The following is a 22,662-nucleotide window of genomic DNA, read 5'->3' on the forward strand; positions in this document are numbered from 1 at the left end:
ATCCGTTTATTAGAAGGGAGAATTATTTTGAAGAAATTCATTCTTCGGCTTACTTACTTTTGGTACAAACTATTGTTCAAGCTCGGATTGAAAACGGACGAAATATTTTATATAGGAGGGAGTGAGGCACTGCCGCCGCCCCTTTCAAAGGAAGAAGAGGCAATACTGATCAATAAATTACCAAATGGCGATGAAGCTGCACGCTCGATCTTGATTGAACGTAATTTAAGGCTGGTTGTTTATATTGCCAGGAAATTCGAAAATACAGGCATCAACATTGAAGATTTAATCAGCATAGGTACCATAGGTTTGATCAAGGCTGTGAATACATTCAATCCAGAGAAGAAAATAAAACTGGCTACATATGCATCGAGATGCATCGAGAATGAAATATTGATGTATTTACGCAGAAATAACAAAATCCGCTCTGAAGTTTCTTTTGATGAACCTCTGAATATTGATTGGGATGGAAATGAACTATTGTTATCCGATGTACTTGGAACGGATGATGACATTATCACGAAAGACCTTGAGGCAAACGTTGACCGTAAGTTGCTGACAAAAGCACTTACACAGTTATCGGAACGTGAAAAACAGATAATGGAACTCCGTTTTGGACTTGCAGGAGGAGAAGAAAAAACCCAAAAGGACGTTGCCGACATGCTGGGGATTTCCCAATCTTACATTTCGCGTTTGGAAAAACGGATTATTAAGAGGCTTCGTAAAGAATTTAATAAAATGGTGTAAAAAAATAAAGGGCTTAAATGTCAATCAAATCAATACTTCGGTAGTAATATTGAAAAATAATCGGGATTTTCTGTTCTAGCCATGTGCATATTTTTTCCTCCCGCGGAAATACTGTTTTTTGTACAGCGCTCCTGTGAGGAGGGAATAATTTTGTCTCGTAATAAGGTTGAAATCTGCGGTGTGGATACATCAAAATTACCGGTTTTAAAGAATGAAGAAATGAGAAAACTCTTTAAAGAACTGCAAGATGGCGATATTTCAGCAAGAGAGAAACTGGTAAACGGGAATCTTCGACTCGTTCTAAGCGTCATTCAACGCTTCAACAATCGGGGAGAGTATGTAGATGATCTATTTCAGGTAGGCTGTATAGGGTTGATGAAGTCGATAGATAACTTTGACCTAGGTCAAAATGTTAAGTTTTCAACGTATGCTGTACCGATGATTATTGGAGAAATCAGAAGATATCTTCGTGACAATAATCCGATTCGGGTATCCCGTTCTTTAAGAGACATCGCTTACAAAGCTTTGCAGGTAAAAGAAAAGCTCATAAGCCAGACCCTTCGTGAGCCGACAGCTGAAGAAATCGCCAAGGTGTTGGAAGTACCTCATGAAGAAATTGTTTTTGCACTAGATGCTATACAAGATCCAGTTTCACTTTTTGAACCGATTTATAACGATGGCGGGGATCCGATTTATGTACTCGACCAACTGAGTGATGAAAAAAATAAAGATAGTACCTGGATTGATGAAATAGCTATAAATGAAGGCATGAGACGGTTGAATGACCGGGAAAAAATGATCCTTCGCAAACGGTTTTTCCAAGGGAAGACGCAAATGGAGGTAGCCGAGGAAATCGGCATTTCACAAGCACAGGTCTCCCGCTTGGAAAAAGCGGCAATCAAGCAAATGAATAAAAATATCCAACAGTAGAAGCTGAGCATGAGAAAAAGTTAGCTGAAGCGGGCAGGGCAAAAATGTCGATACCCGCTTCATAGCTACTTATCCATTGCGGCTTTTTTATTTTGTTGAAAATCCCTTCCGGAAGGGATCGTGAATCGGGGACGTTTATTTATCGTAATCTTCATCCTTGAGCGCATCTTGTCATATACATAGGAATAGGACCTTCATCTATGATGAATTTTTGAGGAGCTGAGTGATGTGACCAGGATTTCAGAATTTCAAATAAAGGATATCGTCAATATAGCGGATGGGAAGAAGTTGGGTAATATGTCAGACCTTGAAATAAATACGGCCACGGGGAAAATAGAGGCCATCGTCGTTTCAAATGGCACCCGATTAATGGGCTTTTTTGGAAGAGAACAAGACATTGTGATTCCATGGCGGAAAATAAAAAAGATCGGTGCGGATGTCATACTTGTTGAACATCAGACGGTATTTCAAGGAGAACTGAAAGATGAACGTTTTTAAAGGTGCATGGCGCAAATATATGATACACTAGACTAAAAATAAAGAGGTTTATAGCATGAAAGAGCCATTTGTTTTAATAAAAGACCAATATATGCTCATTGACAGCTGGAGACAAAAAAATCTCCAGCTCGTAGCGGGCTTCACCACAAAAAATGGGGGAGTCAGTACAGGTGATTTTCAAACATTGAATACCGGTTTTCATGTCGGGGATAAACTTGGTGATGTCCAGGGAAACCGCAGGATTATAGCCGATAAGCTGATGTTTCCGCTTAATGAATGGATAGGGGCCGAGCAGACACATGAAACGAATATCCATCAGGTTACCAGCCGCGATTGCGGGAGAGGTGCTGCGGATTATGATTCAGCCTTTAAAGCGACTGATGGATTCTATACGAAGGACCCAAACGTTCTATTGACCCTTTGCTATGCAGACTGCGTGCCCTTATACTTTCTTGCTCCGGCTCATGGTATGATTGGGGTGGCACATGCTGGCTGGAAGGGCACGGTTAATGGGATTGCACGAAAGATGGTTGAGGCATGGCTGAATGAGGGTATAAAAGCAAGTGAGATATTTGCTGTTATTGGACCTTCGATTTGTTCAAAATGCTATGTAGTTGATGATTATGTCATGGATTTAGTGCAGAATTTGCTGGTAGATATTGACGAAAAGCCCTATAATTTAATCAGTGAAGGACAATATCAGTTAGACCTTAAGCAACTTAATGCATTGATTCTTCAAAAATCAGGAATTCCAAATAGTCAGATCGACGTTACATCATACTGTACAAGCTGTGATCATGAATTATTTTTTTCACATCGCCGTGATAACGGGAAGACAGGCAGATTGATGAGTTTTATCGGTTGGAAGGAGGATTTAGAGTAACAGTGAAAGTAGTGGACAATTTAAAAAACATCGAAGAAAAAATAAATATAGCATGTGAAAATAGTGGAAGGGACCGTGAAGCGATAAAGTTGATCGCAGTGACGAAATATGTTTCGGTCGAGAGAGCGAATGAAGCATTGGAAGCGGGAATACTTGATTTGGGCGAAAACCGTGACGAAGGGCTATTGGCTAAATATGAAGTGTTGAAGGACAAGCCAAACTGGCATTATATTGGTTCCATGCAAACACGCAAAGTTAAGAATGTCATCGATAAAATTTCCTATATCCATTCATTGGATCGCATTTCTTTGGCAGAAGAAATTCAAAAACGCGCTAATGAGCCGATAAACTGTTTAGTCCAGGTGAATGTATCTGGTGAGGAATCAAAACATGGTCTGAATCCAGAGGCGACTATTGATTTCATAAAAGGGTTATCTGCTTTTGATAAGGTGAATGTTGCAGGATTGATGACGATGGCTCCATTGACCGATGATGAACGGGTTTTGCGGGAATGCTTCCGGAAACTGAAAGGCATCCAGGCTGAAATACAAGCTTTGGAGTTGAAGCATGCCCCCTGTACTGAATTGTCCATGGGTATGTCCAATGATTTCATGATTGCGATTGAGGAAGGCGCCACAATGATCCGGATTGGTACAGCACTTGTAGGCGAATAATTTTAAGGAGGTACGCTATAGATGTCGTTCGTATCAAAATTTAAATCTTATTTCGCGCTGGATGATGAGTATGAGTACAGGGAAGAAGTGGTGGAAGAAGAGGAGGCTGAACCAAAAGTCGTGAAGTCAGCTAAACAGCAGCAGTCCGCTTCTGCAGGGAATAATACCAATCAGAATATCGTAAGTTTGCAAAGCGTACAAAAATCTTCTAAAGTAGTATTATTGGAGCCGCGTGCTTATGCAGAAGCCCAGGAGGTAGCTGATCATTTGAAAAACAGGCGCGCAGTAGTCGTGAACCTTCAACGGATCCAGCATGACCAAGGAAAGCGAATCATCGATTTTCTAAGTGGGACTGTCTATGCAATCAGCGGGGATATCCAAAAAATAGGAACAGATATATTCTTATGTACCCCGGACAACGTCGATGTTTCCGGTAATATTACCGGCTTCGCCGCCGAAGAGGAGTACGAAGAAGCGAGGTGGTAATGGTTAATGGGTCTAGTGCTTCAGGGTTTATATTATTTAATTGAAATTTATTCAATGGCATTAATCGTTTACATATTGATGTCATGGTTCCCCAATGCAAGGGAGACATCAATCGGTCAGTTTTTGGAAAAAATTTGCGAACCGTATTTGGAACCGTTCAGAAAGTTCATTCCGCCACTTGGCATGATTGATCTTTCACCTCTTGTGGCCTTGCTGGTTCTTAATTTTGCCAGCGGTTATGGAATCTATTACTTACAGACATTAATTGGATGATCAACAATTAACCTGACATGCATATTACTACACAGTCGGAACAATTTCCGCTGTGTAGTTGTTCAACGCAGAATGAGTTCAATCAATTCCATATGATCGACCATTAATTTGATAACTAAGGAGCATTTATTCAATCATGAGTATTTATCAGCATTTCAGGCCGGAGGAAAAAGATTTTATCGACCAGGCCATGAATTGGATTGATCAGGTTAAACATTCCTACGCTCCGAAACTATCTGATTTTCTTGATCCGCGTCAGCAGGAAATCCTTACTTCCCTTATAGGGAATGATCCGGAAGCGAAACTGCAATTCAATGGCGGGAGCGATTTCGTAGAGCGAAAACGTGTGCTCATTTACCCTGATTATTACTCTCCTGAACCATCTGATTTCAATATCTCCTTATACGATATCTCCTATCCAAAAAAATTTGTAACGCTTGAACATAGGCAAATACTTGGAACCTTGATGTCACTAGGGGTAAAACGTGAAAAATTTGGTGATATAATAGTGACGGAAGAGGATATTCAATTTATAGCTGCCGAAGAGATGGATTCATATCTCACTGGAAATCTGGAGAAAATAGGTAATGCTTCCGTTTCCATCAAACGGCTTCCAATCGGGAATATCGTTCAAGTTAAGGAAAAATGGGAAGAGCAAGTAACCACCGTCAGTTCTCTTAGGCTTGACAGTGTACTATCGGCCGTCCTGAATTTGTCCCGTCAAAAAACCCAGTCCTTGATAACGTCAGGAAAAGTAAAGGTGAATTTCAAGCAAACGGAAAACGTCTCGGAAGAATGCCGTGAGGGTGACACACTTTCCATCAGAGGTTTTGGCAGATGTAAAATAGCTTCAATCGATGGGAAAACCAAGAAGGATAAGTGGAGAATCTCGTTAGGCAGACAAAAATAATTCAAGAAAAAGCAGGAATCATAAATTTATTGTCGAATATAGAGTTTTAACATACTAGAGTAGAAACCGTTCTGGAGGTGCCGTAATGCCCTTAACCCCGATAGATATACATAACAAGGAATTTAACAAAGTATTTCGAGGGTATGATGAAGATGAAGTAAATGAATTTCTCGACCAGGTCATTAAAGATTATGAACTGATTTTGAGGGAGAAGAAGGAACTTGAAGATAAACTGAACGAGACTTTTGATCGTTTGGGACATTTTACGACAATTGAGGGTACACTTAACAAGTCGATTATTGTCGCACAGGAAGCAGCCGAAGAATTAAGGCGCAATGCCCAAAAAGAAGCGAAACTGATCATAAAGGAAGCAGAGAAAAATGCTGACAGGATCGTAAATGAGTCACTTGTGAAAGCAAGGAAAATAGCGATGGATATTGAAGATTTGAAAAAGCAATCCAAAGTATTCCGGACACGTTTCAAAATGCTTGTCGGTGCACAGCTGGATTTGCTGGACAATGACGATTGGGATCATCTTCTGGATTATGAAGTGGATGCGACTGAAATAGAATTAAATGAGAGAGTGGAAGAGGAAATTTAAACGATTCCTTGACTTTGAACACTTTTTTCGCATATAATTTTTTAACAATACAATTCATTATGAAATTAGACGATGACAGGGAAAGTAAATTCTTCACACACTTATTTTTAGCGAACCGGGGATGGTGAAAGCCCGGAATAAGCGAAGATATTGAAGATCACCCTTGAGTTCTGAGTTGAACCTGCTTTTGCAGTAAGTAAATGAAGCGTTTCATTCACGTTACGAATGCTCGAGAGGTTGGATTCACTTTTGTGAATCTTTCTAGCCAGGGTGGTACCGCGGGAAGCAAAGCTTTCTCGTCCCTTTTTTAGGGATGAGAGGGCTTTTTATTTTGGCCGGATATCAAGTCATCGGTTCGAATGAATTTTTTTAAAAGACGGATGGAGGATTTTATGATGGAATACAAAGATACCTTATTGATGCCTAAAACTGAATTTCCAATGCGGGGGAATTTGCCGAAGCGTGAACCGGAAATCCAAGAAAAATGGAAAGAAATGAACATCTATAAAAAAGTGCAAGAACAAACGGAAGGACGTCCTTTATTCATTTTGCATGATGGACCTCCATATGCCAACGGCGATATCCACATGGGCCATGCAATGAATAAGGTTTTAAAGGATTTCATTGTCCGATTTAAATCGATGAGCGGTTTTCAAGCACCGTATGTACCTGGCTGGGATACACATGGGCTTCCAATCGAAACGGCATTGACGAAAAAAGGCGTGAAACGGAAAGAAATGAGCGTTGCCGAATTCAGAAAGCTTTGTGAAGAGTATGCTTATGGCCAGATTGACAATCAACGGGAGCAGTTTAAGAGAATAGGGGTCCGTGGTGATTGGGAAAATCCTTATATCACATTGAAGCCTGAATATGAAGCACAGCAAATCAAGGTATTCGGTGAAATGGCGAAAAAAGGTTACATTTATAAAGGGAAAAAACCTGTTTACTGGTCCCCTTCAAGTGAATCGGCGCTAGCCGAAGCTGAAATTGAATATCAAGACAAACGCTCTGCGTCGATCTATGTTGCTTTTGAAGTCACAGATGGCAAAGGTGTGATCGATGAAGGCGTCAAGATCATCATCTGGACGACAACTCCATGGACGATTCCAGCTAATCTTGGTATCTCATTGCATCCACAATTAAATTATGTAGTAGTGGCTGTCGAAAATGAAAAATTCTTAATTGCTGAGGCACTGCTTGAATCGGTTACGGAAACATTAGGCTGGGAAAACCCGTCCATCCAAAAAACAGTAAAAGGGAGCGAGTTGGACCGTGCTGTTGCCAAACACCCTCTTTATGACCGTGAATCTTTAGTGATGTTAGGTGAGCACGTAACGACTGAAGCTGGAACGGGTTGTGTTCATACTGCGCCAGGCCATGGTGAAGACGACTTTATCATTGGGCAAAAGTATGGCTTGGACGTACTTTGTCCTGTAGATGAAAAAGGGGTCATGACGGAAGAAGCAGGGGAATTTGCCGGATTATTTTATGATCAAGCGAATAAACCGATTACCGAAAAATTAACTGAAGCAGGCGCGTTATTGAACTTGACGTTCATCACACACTCTTATCCACATGATTGGCGGACGAAGAAGCCAACGATCTTCCGTGCAACAGCACAATGGTTCGCGTCAATCAAGGACTTCCGCAATGAACTTCTGGAAGCGATTGAAGAAACGAAATGGGTACCGGCTTGGGGCGAAACGCGTCTATTCAATATGGTCCGTGACCGTGGGGATTGGTGTATTTCCCGCCAACGCGCTTGGGGCGTACCAATTCCAGTGTTTTATGCAGAAAATGGCGAGCCGATCATTACGGATGAAACCATCGACCATATTTCAAACCTATTCCGCGAACACGGTTCAAACATCTGGTTTGAGCGTGAAGCGAAAGATCTTCTGCCTGAAGGCTATGCACATGAAGGCAGCCCGAATGGTATCTTCACGAAAGAAACGGATATCATGGACGTATGGTTCGATTCCGGTTCTTCTCATCAAGCGGTACTTGAAGAAAGAGACGACTTGAAACGCCCTGCTGACCTTTATTTGGAAGGGTCCGATCAATATCGCGGCTGGTTTAACTCATCACTTTCAACAAGCGTTGCCGTTACAGGCAAAGCACCATATAAAGGTGTACTTAGCCACGGGTTCGCATTGGATGGCGAAGGCCGTAAAATGAGTAAGTCGATTGGGAACGTCGTACTGCCATCGAAGGTCATGAATCAACTTGGTGCAGATATCTTACGCCTTTGGGTAGCTTCGGTGGATTACCAATCGGATGTCAGGGTTTCCGATCCTATTTTAAAACAAGTTTCGGAAGTTTACCGCAAGATCCGTAATACATTCCGCTTCCTGTTAGGGAACTTGGATGGATTCAATCCTAAGACCGATAAAGTGGCTGTTCAAGAATTGCCTGAAGTCGATCGATACATGCTGGTTAAATTAAATAAACTGATCAAACAGTCGAAGCTAAGTTATGAAAATTATGAGTTTGCTACCATTTATAATATGGTCAATAATTTCTGTACACAGGATTTAAGTTCGTTCTACCTTGATTATGCAAAAGACATTCTTTATTGTGAAGCACCAAATGGGAAAGAGCGTATGGCCATTCAAACGGTCCTTTACGAATCATTGGTCAGCTTGACTAAATTGGTATCACCGATCCTCTCTCATACAGCTGATGAAGTATGGGCGTTCATTCCGGGTGTAACGGAAGAAAGCGTACAGTTGACATTGATGCCTGAAGAAATTTCCATTGAAGATGCTGAAGTCATTGAAGCAAAATGGACGGCGTTCATGGATGTCCGGGATAATGTTCTGAAAGCATTGGAAGAGGCCCGGAACCAGAAGGTCATCGGAAAATCACTGAATGCTAAAGTGACGGTATATGTTAATGAAGAAACGAAAAATCTGCTTGATGGCATCAAGGAAAGCTTTGAACAGCTATTCATCGTATCCGAATTTGAAATCGCTGGAGATGTGGCAAGTGCCCCAGCCGAAGCGGTTAAACTTGAGGATATAGCGATACTTGTTACAAAAGCAGAAGGTGAAACGTGTGAACGTTGCTGGAATGTTTCGAAGGAAGTAGGTCAAGTGGAGGATCATCCAACACTTTGCCCGCGTTGTGCTACAGTTGTGAAAGAACATTACGTGAATCAATAATTCCTGCAAAAATGCCGGTCCCTATATGAAGGGCCGGCTTTTTTGTGTGAATGAAAGCTAAAACCCCAATCGTGGAATTTTGCCTTTATCCAATCTTCCCGATATTCTTAAGGAGCAGTTAGCGGACTTCTGTTTTTCGGATTAGTCATTATTTCTAGTTTATGCTACAATTCAAAAGTGAAGATTTGATTAGTTTGGGGGAAAAAATGTGTTTTATTATTTGATTGCCCTTTTGGTCATAGCTCTCGATCAGCTGACAAAATGGATGATTGTGAAAAAAATGGAGTACGGAGAAAGCATTGAAATTATTGAAAACCTTCTATATATCACCTCGCATCGTAATCGTGGGGCAGCATGGGGAATTCTACAAGGTCAAATGTGGTTTTTCTACATCATCACCATCGCTGTCATCATTGGACTTGTCTATTATATTCAGAAAATGGCGAAGGAAAGCATTTTACTTGGAGTTGCACTTGGTCTCATGCTAGGCGGTGCGATTGGTAATTTCATCGATCGTGTTGCTCGTCAGGAAGTAGTGGATTTCGTTCATACCTATATTTTCAGCTACAGTTTCCCGGTATTTAATGTTGCTGATGCTGCGCTTTCAATTGGTGTCGGACTGCTCGTGATTCATATGTTTTTAGAAGAAAAAAACGCTAAGGAGAAAGATAATGGATAAAAGGTTATACAGCATCGATGAAACACTAAAAGGAGTTAGGATTGATAAGGCCCTTTCCACTTTGAATGAGGAATGGTCTCGCACTCAGGTCCAGCAATGGATCAAGGAAGATCATGTTTTGGTAAATGGCGCGGTTATTAAAACGAATTACAAAGCTGTTACTGGCGATACAATCGAAGTGACGATTCCAGAACTTGAGGTATTGGATGCGGTAGCAGAGGAAATGGATTTGGATATCTATTATGAAGATGCAGATGTACTCGTGGTTAATAAACCGAGCGGTATGGTCGTCCATCCGGCACCGGGACATGTATCTGGCACGCTTGTAAATGGATTGATGGCTCACTGCAAGGATCTTTCTGGAATCAACGGTGTCATGCGTCCTGGAATCGTCCATCGGATCGACAAAGATACATCAGGTCTATTGATGGTTGCCAAAAATGATATGGCACATGAGAAACTGGTACAGCAGCTCGTTGACAAAACGGTTACCCGTAAGTATCAAGCTGTAGTTCATGGTGTGATCCCTCATGATTTTGGAACGATCGATGCACCGATCGGCCGCGATAAAAAAGATCGCCAAAGCATGACTGTCACAGATTCGAATGCCAAAAATGCCGTCACCCATTTCCGTGTCATCGAACGCTTCAAAGATTTCACTTTGGTTGAATGCCAGCTTGAAACGGGAAGGACACATCAAATCCGTGTTCATATGAAATACATTGGCTTCCCACTGGCGGGAGATCCGAAATATGGTCCGAAAAAGACCCTGAAATTGGATGGACAAGCGTTGCACGCCGGTCTTCTAGGTTTCATTCATCCACGTACTAATGAGTATATGGAATTCGAAGCTCCGATTCCGGAGGAGTTTGAAAATCTAATTAATCAATTACGTAGAAGTAAGGATTGACACATTCACTTTTTTGATATATTATAATAACAACTTAATAAGAACCTTTAACACAGTTCAGAGAGACTGAGAAGGAAACGGATACGCAAAGTGGGATAATTATGCCCACGGCGGTAAAATCCTCATGCCTTCTTGGCATGAGGATTTTTTTGTTGAAATGGACTTATCAGAAAAAAGAATCGGGGTGGCCGACGTGTTGAATGAGAAAGCCATAGTACTTGATGAGCAGGCCATTAGCAGAGCCTTGACGAGGATTGCCCATGAAATCATTGAGAAAAATAAGGGGATTGAGGATTGCGTCTTAATCGGGATACGTACACGCGGGATTTTCCTCGCTGACCGACTTGCGAAGCGCATCAATCAAATAGAAGGCAAGGAAATAGAGCTGGGTGAACTGGATATTACGCTTTATCGCGACGACCTTTCGAAAAAGAGCAATGATGGGGAACCCATCGTAAAAGGCTCTGACATTCCGGTCAATATCACTGACAAGAAAGTGATTTTAGTGGATGATGTTCTTTTCACAGGCAGAACCGTTAGAGCCGCAATGGATGCTCTGGTGGATTTGGGAAGACCTTCGCAGATCCAGCTTGCCGTATTAGTGGATAGGGGACATAGGGAATTGCCGATTCGCGCGGATTTCGTCGGTAAAAACGTTCCGACTTCACAATCTGAAAAAATTACAGTTACTTTAACAGAAGTAGATCAAGTAGATCAAGTTACTATATTAGAAAACTAAACACCATGAAAATTTCATATTACCCTTTTAAAGACAGTCCAGAGAGGCTGGCAAAGGGGAGTCAATCGGAAGAGCTGTGCCCTATGCATAGGCATTTACCTTCTGAGAAACCCTCTTTGTATATAGCAAAGAGGGTTTTTACAGTTTTGATGGAATTTTCATGAGGGGGATACGGAAATGGAAGAAACGAAAAGGGACATCGTACTGGATGTCGAGGACGTGCCAAAGGCTGGACAGTGGATTACGTTAAGCATCCAGCATTTGTTCGCCATGTTCGGTGCAACGGTGCTGGTGCCATTCCTGGTAGGTTTAAGCCCGGCGGTAGCACTGGTATCAAGCGGGTTGGGAACACTTTCATACTTACTGATAACGAAAGGTCAGATACCAGCTTATCTCGGTTCATCTTTCGCTTTCATTACGCCAATCATCGCGGCTAAGGCTTTGGGAGGTCCGGAAGCGGCCATGATTGGCTGTTTTGCGGCAGGGTTCATATATGGGATTGTAGCTTTGATCATCCAGAAAGTAGGTTTGCGCTGGTTAATGAACATACTTCCTCCGGTTGTGGTGGGACCGGTGATTATCGTAATCGGATTAAGCCTTGCCGGAACGGCAGTGGACATGGCAATGTATGATCCGCAAGATAAATATAGCGGCACTTATATAATTATAGCGCTGATCACTTTAGCGGTAACCATCATCTGCAACGTGTTCTTTAAGGGATTCATTAACTTGATCCCCATTTTAATGGGAATCATAGTGGGCTACGGCTGTTCGGCTGTAGCAGGAATAATAGATTATGAACCGATCAAGGCAGCAAAATGGTGGGAAATGCCTGAATTCATGTTTCCGTATGTAACATATACACCTACCTTCTCATGGGAAGTCATTGCCATCATGGTACCGGTTGCCATCGTAACTTTATCAGAACATATCGGACATCAGATGGTACTGAGCAAAGTAGTTGGCAGAAACTTTTTGGAAAAGCCAGGCTTGCATCGCTCGATTTTAGGAGATGGCGCAGGAATCATGATTGGGTCCTTCATCGGTGGGCCGCCGCTGACTTCGTATGGTGAAAATATTGGGGTCCTGACCATGACGAAGGCGTACAGTGTCTATATCATCGGAGGGGCAGCATTGACTGCAATCATCTTTGGCTTTAACGGTAAGATTTCAGCAGTCATAAGCTCGATACCTACAGCTGTGATGGGCGGCATTTCCATCTTGCTCTTCGGTATCATCGCCTCAAGTGGATTGAGGATGCTGATTGATAATAAGGTCGACTTTGACAAAAAAAGAAACTTGATGATAGCTTCAGTCATCCTGGTGTTAGGAATCGGAGGAGCGTTTGTACAACTATCGGAAACGGTATCGCTTTCCGGAATGGCACTTTCAGCCATCGTCGGAATCCTTCTTAACTTGATTCTTCCTGACCGGGAAAAAATATCCGGAGATATATTTGGAAAATAAGATATTGCATCAAAACAATAGATCACCTTTTAAAAGAAGTCCAGAGAGGCTTAAAAGGGTGTTGCTGTAAAGATGAATGAGAACGGGGAAAAGTGTAAACCAATCCGTGTCCTCACAATCTTTATGACCTACACCCTGTCCTTAATGGCGGGGTGTTTTTTATGCCCCGCATCACAAATGTGAGAGGAGCAGGATCGATGAAAAAATTATTGACCATGAATGAATTGACAATAAGTGAAATTGAAAGGATTTTACATGAGGCAGAGTGTTTTGCCAACGGAGCCAGCTGGATTCCAAAGCAGCTGACCACAGTTGCCAATCTCTTCTTTGAACCAAGTACACGTACAAAATCAAGCTTTGAAATGGCTGAAAGAAAATTGGGACTTGAGGTCATTCCTTTTGATGCGGGTACATCATCCGTGTTAAAAGGCGAAACCTTATATGACACAGTTAAAACGTTAGAAGCGATAGGTGTAAATGCCTTGATCATCCGTCATGAACAGGATAATTATTTTGATGAATTGAATGAGAAGATCGGGATTCCAATAATCAATGCAGGGGATGGCTGCGGAAATCACCCAACCCAATCATTACTGGACTTATTGACGATTAAACAAGAGTTTAAAAGTTTCAAAGGTCTTAAGATTGCGATAATCGGTGATGTAAGGCATAGTCGGGTTGCGAAATCTAATGCAGAAGCACTGACTCGTTTAGGAGCGAATGTCGTATTTTCGGGCCCGCCTGAATGGTTTGACAGATCAAACAGTTTAGGAAGGTATGAAGACATCGATCATGCGGTAGCTACATCGGATGTGGTCATGCTGCTCAGAATACAGCATGAAAGGCATATTGATAAATACGATCAGGCAAATGGAGATTACCTGGAAAAATTCGGCCTGACCAAACAACGTGAAAAAAATATGAAACCGGATGCGATCATCATGCATCCTGCACCAATAAACCGCGGTGTTGAAATAGACAGTGATTTAGTCGAATGCAGCCGCTCGAGAATTTTTAAACAAATGGAAAATGGCGTATTCATTAGAATGGCCGTATTAAAAAATGTGCTTGAACAAACCGAAGGGGGAAACATCCATGAAAACAGTAATCAAAAATGGAGTATTGCTAGATAATCAAAACTCATTCAAAAAAGCGGACATTGAGATAGAAGGCAAGGTCATCACAAAGATCGGCGAGAACTTGGAGACGGAAAATTGTAACGTAGTTGACGCTGGAGGATTACTGATTACACCTGGGCTTGTTGACCTGCATGTCCATTTACGCGAACCGGGCGGCGAACATAAGGAAACAATCGCAAGCGGGACGCTTGCAGCGGCAAGAGGCGGTTTCACTACGGTAGCGGCGATGCCTAATACTAGGCCAGTTCCTGATACAGTGGAGAACCTAGAAGCGCTTAACAGGAAAATTGAAGAAACGGCTCATGTCAGGGTACTCCCATATGCATCCATCACGATTAGGGAAGCTGGCAAGGAGCTGACCGACTTTGCTTCACTAAAACAAACGGGTGCTTTCGCCTTTACGGACGATGGCGTAGGAATTCAAGAAGCCGGGATGATGCTGGAAGCGATGAAACGGGCAGCCGCTCAAGATATGGCCATTGTTGCTCATTGTGAAGACAATAGCTTAATCAATAAAGGCTCCGTCCATGAAGGAAGATTCTCAAAAGAACAGGGAATCAATGGGATTCCGTCGGTATGTGAAGCTGTACATATCGCCCGGGATATCCTTCTTGCCGAAGCGGCGGACTGCCATTATCACGTTTGCCATATTTCCACGAAGGAATCGGTAAGGACGGTAAGGGATGCCAAACGGGCCGGTATCCGTGTCACCGCCGAAGTTACACCGCATCACTTATTATTGTGTGAAGATGATATACCGGGACTTGATACGAATTATAAAATGAACCCGCCATTAAGGGGCCGTGAAGATCGGGATGCGTTGATAGAAGGATTGCTTGACGGAACCATCGATTTTATAGCAACAGACCATGCCCCGCATGCGGCAGAGGAAAAGGCGCAGGGAATGCAGCTGGCTCCTTTCGGAATAGTAGGATTGGAAACGGCCTTCCCGCTGCTTTACACCGAATTGGTTAAAAAGGGCATCATAACATTAAAGCAATTGATCGATTTCATGACAATCAAACCATCCGAAAGCTTCTCCCTTCCTTATGGAGAGCTAAAAGAAGGTGCTACTGCGGATATCGTACTCATCGATTTGGAAACAGAAAAAGAAATCAATGCTGAAGAGTTTGCTTCAAAAGGGAAAAATACACCTTTTAATGAAAAGAAATGTTATGGCTGGCCAGTCATGACGATTGCAGAAGGAAAAATAGCTTGGGAAAAAGGACGTGTTCAAGGATGAAAAGACAGCTAATTTTAGAAGATGGGACAGTATTCCTTGGGGAAGCATTCGGAGGGGACGTAGAAAAAATAGGTGAAGTCGTTTTTAACACAGGAATGACGGGTTACCAAGAGATTCTATCCGATCCATCGTATTGCGGTCAAATCGTTACACTTACGTATCCATTAATCGGGAACTACGGGATAAACCGCGATGACTTTGAATCCATCAATCCAGCGATAGCAGGATTCGTCGTTAAGGAAACAGCAGAACTTCCTTCCAACTGGCGAAACCAACTATCACTAGATGAATATCTGAAAATGAAGAACATACCTGGAATAAGCGGAATCGATACGAGAAAGCTGACAAGAATCATCAGGAAATCAGGTGCACTGAAAGGGGCGCTTTGCAATATCAATAAAGATGTAAATGAAGTGGTTTCCCAATTGAAGGCAACGGTGATTCCTTCTAATCAGGTAAAACAGGTTTCAACAAAAGCACCTTATTCCAGCCCGGGCAGAGGCCCGCGGGTTGTTCTTGTAGACTACGGCATGAAGCATGGGATTTTACGTGAGTTGACGAAGCGCGGCTGTGATGTCGTGGTTGTACCTTATAACGTCACGGCCGAAGAAGTGATGCAATACCATCCGGATGGCGTAATGCTTTCAAACGGCCCTGGAGATCCGAAAAGTGTTCATGAGACGCTCGAAATGATCCGTACAATCCAAACGCAAGTACCGTTATTCGGAATCTGTTTAGGACATCAATTATTCGCACTTGCAAACGGGGCGGATACGGCAAAATTAAAATTCGGCCATCGAGGTTCGAATCATCCGGTCAGGGACCTTCGTACCGGAAAGGTATCCATCACATCTCAAAATCATGGATATACAGTTGAAGAGCTTTCCATTGAAAGTACAGATCTTATTGTGACACATACAGCATTGAATGACGATACGATTGAAGGCCTGCGCCATAAAAAGTATCCGGCTTTCACCGTACAATATCACCCGGAAGCATCGCCAGGTCCGGAAGATGCCAACTACTTATTCAATGAATTCTTACAAATGATTGAAGCTGCAACCAACAAGGGGGAAAAAACATGCCAAAACGCAATGATATAAAAAGCATCCTAGTAATTGGTTCCGGTCCGATCGTCATCGGACAGGCCGCCGAGTTCGATTATGCAGGAACCCAAGCGTGTATAGCCTTAAAAGAAGAAGGCTACCGAGTGATCCTGATTAACTCTAACCCTGCGACAATCATGACAGACACTGAAATGGCTGACGCGGTTTATATCGAACCGATCACATTGGAATTTGTCAGCAAAATCATTCGTAAAGAGCGCCCGGATGCACTGTTACCTACCTTGGGCGGACAGACTGGCTTGAACATGGCAGTTGAGCTTGCCGAATCAGGAATTCTGGAAGAATGCAATGTCCAAATTCTTGGGACCAAACTTTCAGCTATACAACAAGCGGAAGACCGTGACCTTTTCCGTACGCTAATGAACGATCTTGGGGAACCAGTGCCTGACAGCGACATTATTCATAACTTGGAAGAAGCGTATACATTCGTTGAACGAGTCGGCTACCCGGTCATTGTTCGTCCAGCCTTCACGCTTGGCGGAACAGGCGGTGGGATTTGTGATAACGAAGAGCAGCTTATCGAGATCGTTGAGGGTGGCCTGAAAAGCAGCCCGGTTCACCAATGTCTGCTTGAGAAGAGCATTGCCGGTTTCAAAGAAGTGGAATATGAAGTGATGCGTGATTCCAATGATAATGCAATAGTCGTTTGTAATATGGAAAACTTCGATCCTGTCGGTGTCCATACAGGCGATTCAATCGTTGCGGCACCAAGCCAAACATTAAGTGACAGAGAGTATCAAATGCTTCGAAATACGTCTTTGAAGATTATCCGCGCCTTGAAAATTGAAGGTGGATGTAATGTTCAGCTTGCGCTAGATCCAAACAGCTATCAATATTATGTCATTGAAGTGAACCCAAGGGTCAGCCGTTCTTCGGCACTTGCTTCAAAAGCGACTGGTTATCCAATTGCAAAGCTAGCAGCAAAGATAGCCGTTGGTTTGACGCTCGATGAGATGATGAACCCTGTCACTGGCAAAACCTATGCCAGCTTTGAACCTGCACTGGACTATGTCGTTACGAAAATTCCGCGCTGGCCTTTCGATAAGTTCGAAAGCGCCAACCGTAGGCTCGGTACCCAAATGAAAGCGACCGGAGAAGTCATGGCAATCGGCCGTACATTCGAGGAATCAATCTTAAAAGCTGTCCGTTCCCTTGAAGCGGGTATATTCCACCTTAATTTGAATGACGAGTTTGAGGATGGAAAGATAGAGAAACGGATCAGAAAAGCCGGAGATGAACGGTTATTCTATATCGGTGAAGCGTTAAGAAGGGGAAAAACGATCGAAACCATCCACGAATGGAGCCAGATCGATTTATTCTTCTTGCATAAGTTGAAAAAGATAATCGACTTTGAAAAGCAGCTTAAAGAACATTCTTTTGATTGTGAAGTATTGCAAAAGGCTAAAGAACTAGGGTTTTCTGACAAAACGATCGCGGAAATATGGGGAGTTCCCGAAATTGATGTCTATGAATACCGGAAACAGCAAGGAATCATCCCTGTTTACAAAATGGTTGATACATGTGCTGCCGAATTCGAATCGGAAACTCCGTATTTTTATGGGACATACGAAGATGAGAATGAATCCATCGTCACTGACAAGAAAAGTGTCATTGTTCTGGGATCAGGCCCAATTCGGATCGGGCAAGGAGTAGAGTTTGATTATGCGACCGTACACTCGGTATGGGCCATTAAGGAAGCGGGATATGAAGCGATCATCATCAACAACAATCCCGAAACAGTTTCGACGGATTTCAGTATCTCCGACAAACTTTATTTCGAACCATTGACTATTGAAGATGTCATGCATGTCATCGATTTGGAAAAACCGGAAGGGGTCATCGTCCAGTTTGGCGGACAGACAGCAATCAACCTTGCAGATGGTCTGGTTGAAAGAGGAGTGAAAATCCTAGGTACTTCACTTGAAGACCTGGATAGGGCGGAAAATCGCAATAAATTCGAAAAAGCACTTCAGGATTTAGGCATTCCCCAGCCAAAGGGTAAAACTGCAACATCGGTTGATGAAGCGATCGTCATCGCTGAAGATATCGGGTACCCGGTTTTAGTAAGGCCATCGTATGTCCTCGGAGGAAGAGCGATGGAAATCGTCTATAAACAAGAAGAATTGCTGCATTACATGAAAAATGCCGTGAAAATAAATCCGGATCACCCTGTCCTGATAGACCGCTACTTAACGGGTAAAGAAATCGAAGTGGATGGTATTTCCGATGGCGAAACGGTCGTTATCCCTGGGATCATGGAGCATATTGAGCGCGCCGGCGTCCATTCAGGTGACTCGATTGCAGTCTATCCGCCACAAAACTTAACGGAAAAACAAAAAGAAGTAATCATTGATTATACGACCCGGTTGGCAAAAGGCTTGAATATAATCGGTCTCTTGAACATCCAATATGTCATCAGCAATGAAGAAGTGTATGTGATTGAAGTAAATCCACGTTCCAGCCGAACCGTTCCATTCTTAAGTAAAATTACGAATGTCCCGATGGCTAACTTAGCCACGAAGGTCATCTTGGGCCACACACTTGAAAGCCAAGGTTACAAATCGGGGTTAGTGCCAGAACAAACGGGGGTCTATGTGAAAGTGCCGGTCTTCTCATTTGCGAAATTAAGAGGTGTGGACATTTCACTCGGACCTGAAATGAAATCGACTGGTGAAGTAATGGGGAAAGATACCACCCTTGAAAAAGCTTTATATAAAGGGCTGGTCGCTTCCGGTTTCAAGATCAAGGGGCATGGTTCGGTGTTATTGACGATATCGGATAAAGATAAGCAGGAAGCGCTGCTTTTAGCAAGGCGTTTCCATAATATCGGCTTCAAGCTGATAGCCACCAGCGGAACTGCTGCCCTATTGGAGCAATCAGGAATTCCGACTGCGATTGTCGGAAAAATTGGCGAAGAAGGTACAAACCTGCTGGATGTCATCCGGAACGGGGAAGCGCAATTTGTTATAAATACTTTGACAAAAGGTAAGCAGCCTGCACGGGATGGTTTCAGAATCCGACGTGAATCGGTTGAAAATGGAGTGACATGCCTAACATCACTTGATACGGCAGAAGCCATTTTAAGAGTGATAGAATCCATGACCTTCTCGGCAGAAGCAATGGGAAAAACGGAAAAAAGTCGTGAGGTGAGCTATATATGATCAAGAAGGAAAGAATGAAGGTGTTAAATCATAAGGAACTGGCCCCGTCCATCTTTGAACTTACCCTGCAAGGTGAATTGGTTTCAGAGATGAATCAACCAGGCCAGTTTGTCCAAGTCAAGACAACAGAAGGCACTGAGCCATTGTTAAGACGCCCGATTTCGATTTCTTCTTACAACAGCAGTGAAAAACAGTTCACGATGATATACCGGGCTGAAGGTAAAGGAACGACACTGTTATCGCAGCGTAAAGAGGCGGAAGCGGTCGATATCCTTGGACCCCTTGGCAACGGATTTCCCGTTCATGAGGCTAAACAGGGTGAAACGGCATTATTGGTTGGCGGCGGGATTGGTGTCCCGCCCCTGTATCAATTATCACAAATGTTGGTTGCGAAAGGTGTTACGGTAATCCATGTATTGGGCTTCCAGACCAAGTCAGCCATCTTTTACGAAAAAGAATTCAGTGAATTAGGTGATACCTATATTGCCACGGTGGATGGTTCATACGGGACAAAAGGATTTGTTACGACGGTAATAGACAATCTGGAGCAAGAGTTTGCAACGATCTTTTCATGCGGGCCTACACCAATGTTAAGAGCCTTGGAATCGGGCTATCGTGAGAAAAAGCTTTTCCTGTCCCTTGAGGAAAGGATGGGATGCGGCATCGGTGCCTGCTTTGCTTGCGTGTGTCATACAGGGGATGACCCAACTGGTTTCAGTTATAAAAAGGTTTGCAGCGATGGACCCGTATTCCGGGCAGGAGAGGTGGTATTATGAGCAGGCTTTCAGTTGAATTACCAGGATTACACTTGAAAAACCCGGTCATGCCAGCGTCTGGATGCTTTGGGTTCGGCCGTGAATACAGTCAATTTTTCGACTTGGATATTCTTGGGGCGATCATGATCAAAGCGACCACTCCTGAGCCGAGGTTCGGCAACCCGACTCCGCGTGTTGCGGAAACCTCTTCGGGAATGCTGAACGCCATCGGTCTGCAGAATCCAGGCTTGGAAAAGGTCATCAGTGAAGAGCTGGCCTGGCTAAGTAGGTATGATGTTCCCATCATTGCCAACGTTGCAGGTTCGCAAATAGAAGACTATGTAAAAGTTGCCAGTGAAATAAGCAAGGCGGGGAATGTGAAAGCACTTGAATTGAATATCTCTTGTCCGAATGTAAAAGAAGGAGGCATAGCTTTCGGTACGGTACCGGAAGTTGCCAAAGAGGTAACCAAGGCGGTAAAGAAAGTATCTTCCGTCCCAGTCTATGTGAAGCTTTCACCGAATGTCAGTAATATTGTGGATATGGCCAAAGCAGTTGAAGATGGCGGGGCCGACGGGTTGACCATGATAAATACATTAGTCGGCATGCGACTGGATTTAAAAACGGGCAAACCGATCCTTTCTAACAGAACGGGTGGATTATCTGGTCCTGCAATAAAACCTGTAGCGCTCCGGATGATTTATGAGGTTAGCCAGCAAGTTTCTATTCCAATAATCGGAATGGGCGGCATCGCTACGGCGGAAGACGTCATTGAATTTTTCTATGCGGGTGCCAGTGCTGTTGCAGTGGGAACCGCGAACTTCGTGGATCCCTTTGTATGCCCGACCATCATCGAAGAATTACCGAAATTGTTGGATGAGCTGGGATTTGACCATATTTCAGAATGTACCGGAAGGAGCTGGAAGCAAAATGAAACAGTCACTAATAATCGCTCTTGATTTCCCTGACCTCCTTCAAACGGAGACATTCCTAAAACAGTTCCATTCGGAAAAACTGGCTGTAAAAGTGGGGATGGAATTATTTTATCAGAATGGTCCATCAATCGTTTCTTTCGTAAAGGAGCAAGGCCACGATGTGTTTTTGGACTTGAAGCTTCATGATATTCCAAATACCGTTAAAATGGCCATGACCGGATTGGCAGCTTTAGGCGCTGACATGGTCAATGTACATGCGGCAGGTGGACAAAAGATGATGGAAGCAGCCATGGAAGGTCTGGATAAGGGTACGTCCGCTGGTAAAAAACGTCCATTATGCATTGGGGTTACCCAACTGACGAGTACGTCACAAGAACAAATGAATGCTGAGCAAAACATTGCCGGGTCTCTGGGAGATTCGGTCCTCCATTATGCAAAACTTACTAGACAGGCAGGATTGGATGGCGTCGTCTGTTCTACCCATGAAGTAAAGAACATACATGAACGCATCGGTCATGAATTCTTGACCGTTACACCTGGAATCCGAAGTGCAGGTGGACAGACGCATGATCAAAAGAGAATTGCCACGCCTGAACAAGCTAGGGATTTTGGAGCGGATGCCATCGTTGTAGGGAGAGCCATAACGGGGGCGGCAGATCCATTAAGGGCGTATTTGGATATGAAAGCAGCTTGGGAGGGAATATCATGTTAAATAATAAGATAGCTGAACATCTATTGGAAATAAAAGCAGTGTACCTACAGCCGAATGACCCCTTTACTTGGGCATCTGGAATTAAATCACCCATTTATTGTGATAATCGCTTGACCCTTTCATACCCAGAGGTTCGCAATGAAATAGCGGAAGGATTGAAAGGTTTGATTGAACAGCATTTCCCTGAGGCTGAACTGATTGCAGGCACAGCAACTGCCGGCATTCCGCATGCAGCTTGGGTGAGTGAAAAATTAAATGCACCGATGTGCTATGTTCGATCCAAAGCTAAGGAGCACGGTAAGGGCAATCAAATCGAAGGCCGCGCAGTTCCAGGACAAAAAGTGGTCGTTGTAGAAGACTTGATTTCAACCGGCGGAAGTGTGATTACTGCTGTTAACGCGCTGAAAGAGGCTGGATGTGATGTTCTAGGAGTCGTTTCGATCTTTACTTACGAATTGGAAAAGGGAAAAGAAAAATTCGAAGCTGAGGGCATTATTAACCATTCGTTGAGTGACTACTCTACTTTGATAAAAGTCGCTAATGATAAAGGGTACATCACGGCAGAAGAATTGGAAAAGCTAAAAAAATGGCGGGAGAATCCGGCTGATACAGCTTGGATTTCGGCATGA

Annotated in this window: 22 protein-coding genes; all 22 read left to right on the top strand. The window is 43.3% G+C overall.

What is annotated here, in order from left to right:
- Positions 1-27 precede the first annotated feature (27 nt).
- The 22 genes from sigE (at position 28) to pyrE (ending at position 22,662) form a co-directional block, all read left to right on the top strand.
- Positions 28-747 (top strand): RNA polymerase sporulation sigma factor SigE, encoded by a 720-nt coding sequence (sigE, locus tag AC0VX1_RS07950; RefSeq protein ID WP_034313874.1) that lies wholly within the window; start codon positions 28-30, stop codon positions 745-747.
- Positions 748-897: 150 nt separating this feature from the next.
- Positions 898-1,677 (top strand): RNA polymerase sporulation sigma factor SigG, encoded by a 780-nt coding sequence (gene sigG, locus AC0VX1_RS07955; RefSeq protein ID WP_034313871.1) that lies wholly within the window; start codon positions 898-900, stop codon positions 1,675-1,677.
- A gap of 228 nt (positions 1,678-1,905) precedes the next feature.
- Positions 1,906-2,175 (top strand): YlmC/YmxH family sporulation protein, encoded by a 270-nt coding sequence (locus AC0VX1_RS07960; protein WP_034313870.1) that lies wholly within the window; start codon positions 1,906-1,908, stop codon positions 2,173-2,175.
- 55 nt (positions 2,176-2,230) lie between these two features.
- Positions 2,231-3,058, top strand: a complete 828-nt coding sequence (pgeF, locus tag AC0VX1_RS07965; RefSeq protein WP_057278440.1) for a peptidoglycan editing factor PgeF — start codon at positions 2,231-2,233, stop codon at positions 3,056-3,058.
- 2 nt (positions 3,059-3,060) lie between these two features.
- Positions 3,061-3,732 carry a YggS family pyridoxal phosphate-dependent enzyme gene (locus AC0VX1_RS07970; RefSeq protein ID WP_413008728.1) on the top strand — a complete coding sequence of 224 codons (672 nt, stop codon included), beginning with the start codon at positions 3,061-3,063 and terminating at the stop codon, positions 3,730-3,732.
- 21 nt (positions 3,733-3,753) lie between these two features.
- Complete coding sequence (locus AC0VX1_RS07975; RefSeq protein WP_057278438.1) at positions 3,754-4,218, top strand: cell division protein SepF; 465 nt, start codon at positions 3,754-3,756, stop codon at positions 4,216-4,218.
- Between the two features lie 6 nt (positions 4,219-4,224).
- Entirely contained in the window at positions 4,225-4,491 is a 267-nt protein-coding gene (locus tag AC0VX1_RS07980; RefSeq protein ID WP_034313862.1) for a YggT family protein, read from the top strand.
- A gap of 136 nt (positions 4,492-4,627) precedes the next feature.
- On the top strand, positions 4,628-5,401 hold the full coding sequence (locus AC0VX1_RS07985; RefSeq protein ID WP_057278437.1) for a YlmH family RNA-binding protein: 774 nt from the start codon (positions 4,628-4,630) through the stop codon (positions 5,399-5,401).
- 85 nt (positions 5,402-5,486) lie between these two features.
- The gene (locus AC0VX1_RS07990; RefSeq protein WP_034313857.1) at positions 5,487-6,002 is read left to right on the top strand and encodes a DivIVA domain-containing protein; all 516 of its coding nucleotides are present in this window, start codon (positions 5,487-5,489) and stop codon (positions 6,000-6,002) included.
- Between the two features lie 395 nt (positions 6,003-6,397).
- Positions 6,398-9,166: an isoleucine--tRNA ligase gene (ileS, locus tag AC0VX1_RS07995; RefSeq protein ID WP_475471734.1), complete on the top strand. Its 2,769-nt coding sequence runs from the start codon at positions 6,398-6,400 to the stop codon at positions 9,164-9,166.
- A gap of 208 nt (positions 9,167-9,374) precedes the next feature.
- Positions 9,375-9,845 carry a signal peptidase II gene (gene lspA, locus AC0VX1_RS08000; protein ID WP_034313851.1) on the top strand — a complete coding sequence of 157 codons (471 nt, stop codon included), beginning with the start codon at positions 9,375-9,377 and terminating at the stop codon, positions 9,843-9,845.
- Positions 9,838-10,755, top strand: coding sequence for an RluA family pseudouridine synthase (locus tag AC0VX1_RS08005; RefSeq protein ID WP_413008730.1), 918 nt, complete (start codon positions 9,838-9,840; stop codon positions 10,753-10,755). Before lspA ends, AC0VX1_RS08005 begins: the two co-directional genes overlap by 8 nt.
- Positions 10,756-10,912: 157 nt before the next feature.
- On the top strand, positions 10,913-11,494 hold the full coding sequence (gene pyrR, locus AC0VX1_RS08010; protein ID WP_057278480.1) for a bifunctional pyr operon transcriptional regulator/uracil phosphoribosyltransferase PyrR: 582 nt from the start codon (positions 10,913-10,915) through the stop codon (positions 11,492-11,494).
- 177 nt (positions 11,495-11,671) lie between these two features.
- A complete protein-coding gene (locus tag AC0VX1_RS08015) occupies positions 11,672-12,961 on the top strand; it encodes a solute carrier family 23 protein (protein ID WP_413008732.1) in 1,290 nt (429 codons plus the stop codon).
- Positions 12,962-13,158: 197 nt separating this feature from the next.
- Positions 13,159-14,094, top strand: a complete 936-nt coding sequence (locus tag AC0VX1_RS08020) for an aspartate carbamoyltransferase catalytic subunit (RefSeq protein ID WP_063576907.1) — start codon at positions 13,159-13,161, stop codon at positions 14,092-14,094.
- On the top strand, positions 14,057-15,343 hold the full coding sequence (locus AC0VX1_RS08025; protein WP_057278433.1) for a dihydroorotase: 1,287 nt from the start codon (positions 14,057-14,059) through the stop codon (positions 15,341-15,343). Before AC0VX1_RS08020 ends, AC0VX1_RS08025 begins: the two co-directional genes overlap by 38 nt.
- The gene (locus AC0VX1_RS08030; RefSeq protein ID WP_413021507.1) at positions 15,340-16,446 is read left to right on the top strand and encodes a carbamoyl phosphate synthase small subunit; all 1,107 of its coding nucleotides are present in this window, start codon (positions 15,340-15,342) and stop codon (positions 16,444-16,446) included. Before AC0VX1_RS08025 ends, AC0VX1_RS08030 begins: the two co-directional genes overlap by 4 nt.
- Complete coding sequence (gene carB / locus AC0VX1_RS08035) at positions 16,425-19,631, top strand: carbamoyl-phosphate synthase large subunit (protein WP_057278431.1); 3,207 nt, start codon at positions 16,425-16,427, stop codon at positions 19,629-19,631. Before AC0VX1_RS08030 ends, carB begins: the two co-directional genes overlap by 22 nt.
- A complete protein-coding gene (locus tag AC0VX1_RS08040; RefSeq protein WP_054396938.1) occupies positions 19,628-20,407 on the top strand; it encodes a dihydroorotate dehydrogenase electron transfer subunit in 780 nt (259 codons plus the stop codon). Before carB ends, AC0VX1_RS08040 begins: the two co-directional genes overlap by 4 nt.
- Positions 20,404-21,345 carry a dihydroorotate dehydrogenase gene (locus AC0VX1_RS08045; RefSeq protein ID WP_413021506.1) on the top strand — a complete coding sequence of 314 codons (942 nt, stop codon included), beginning with the start codon at positions 20,404-20,406 and terminating at the stop codon, positions 21,343-21,345. Before AC0VX1_RS08040 ends, AC0VX1_RS08045 begins: the two co-directional genes overlap by 4 nt.
- A complete protein-coding gene (gene pyrF / locus AC0VX1_RS08050) occupies positions 21,317-22,033 on the top strand; it encodes an orotidine-5'-phosphate decarboxylase (protein WP_413021505.1) in 717 nt (238 codons plus the stop codon). Before AC0VX1_RS08045 ends, pyrF begins: the two co-directional genes overlap by 29 nt.
- A complete protein-coding gene (gene pyrE / locus AC0VX1_RS08055; RefSeq protein WP_034313822.1) occupies positions 22,027-22,662 on the top strand; it encodes an orotate phosphoribosyltransferase in 636 nt (211 codons plus the stop codon). Before pyrF ends, pyrE begins: the two co-directional genes overlap by 7 nt.

The organism is Peribacillus sp. QJM3NY_7 (assembly GCF_056173225.1).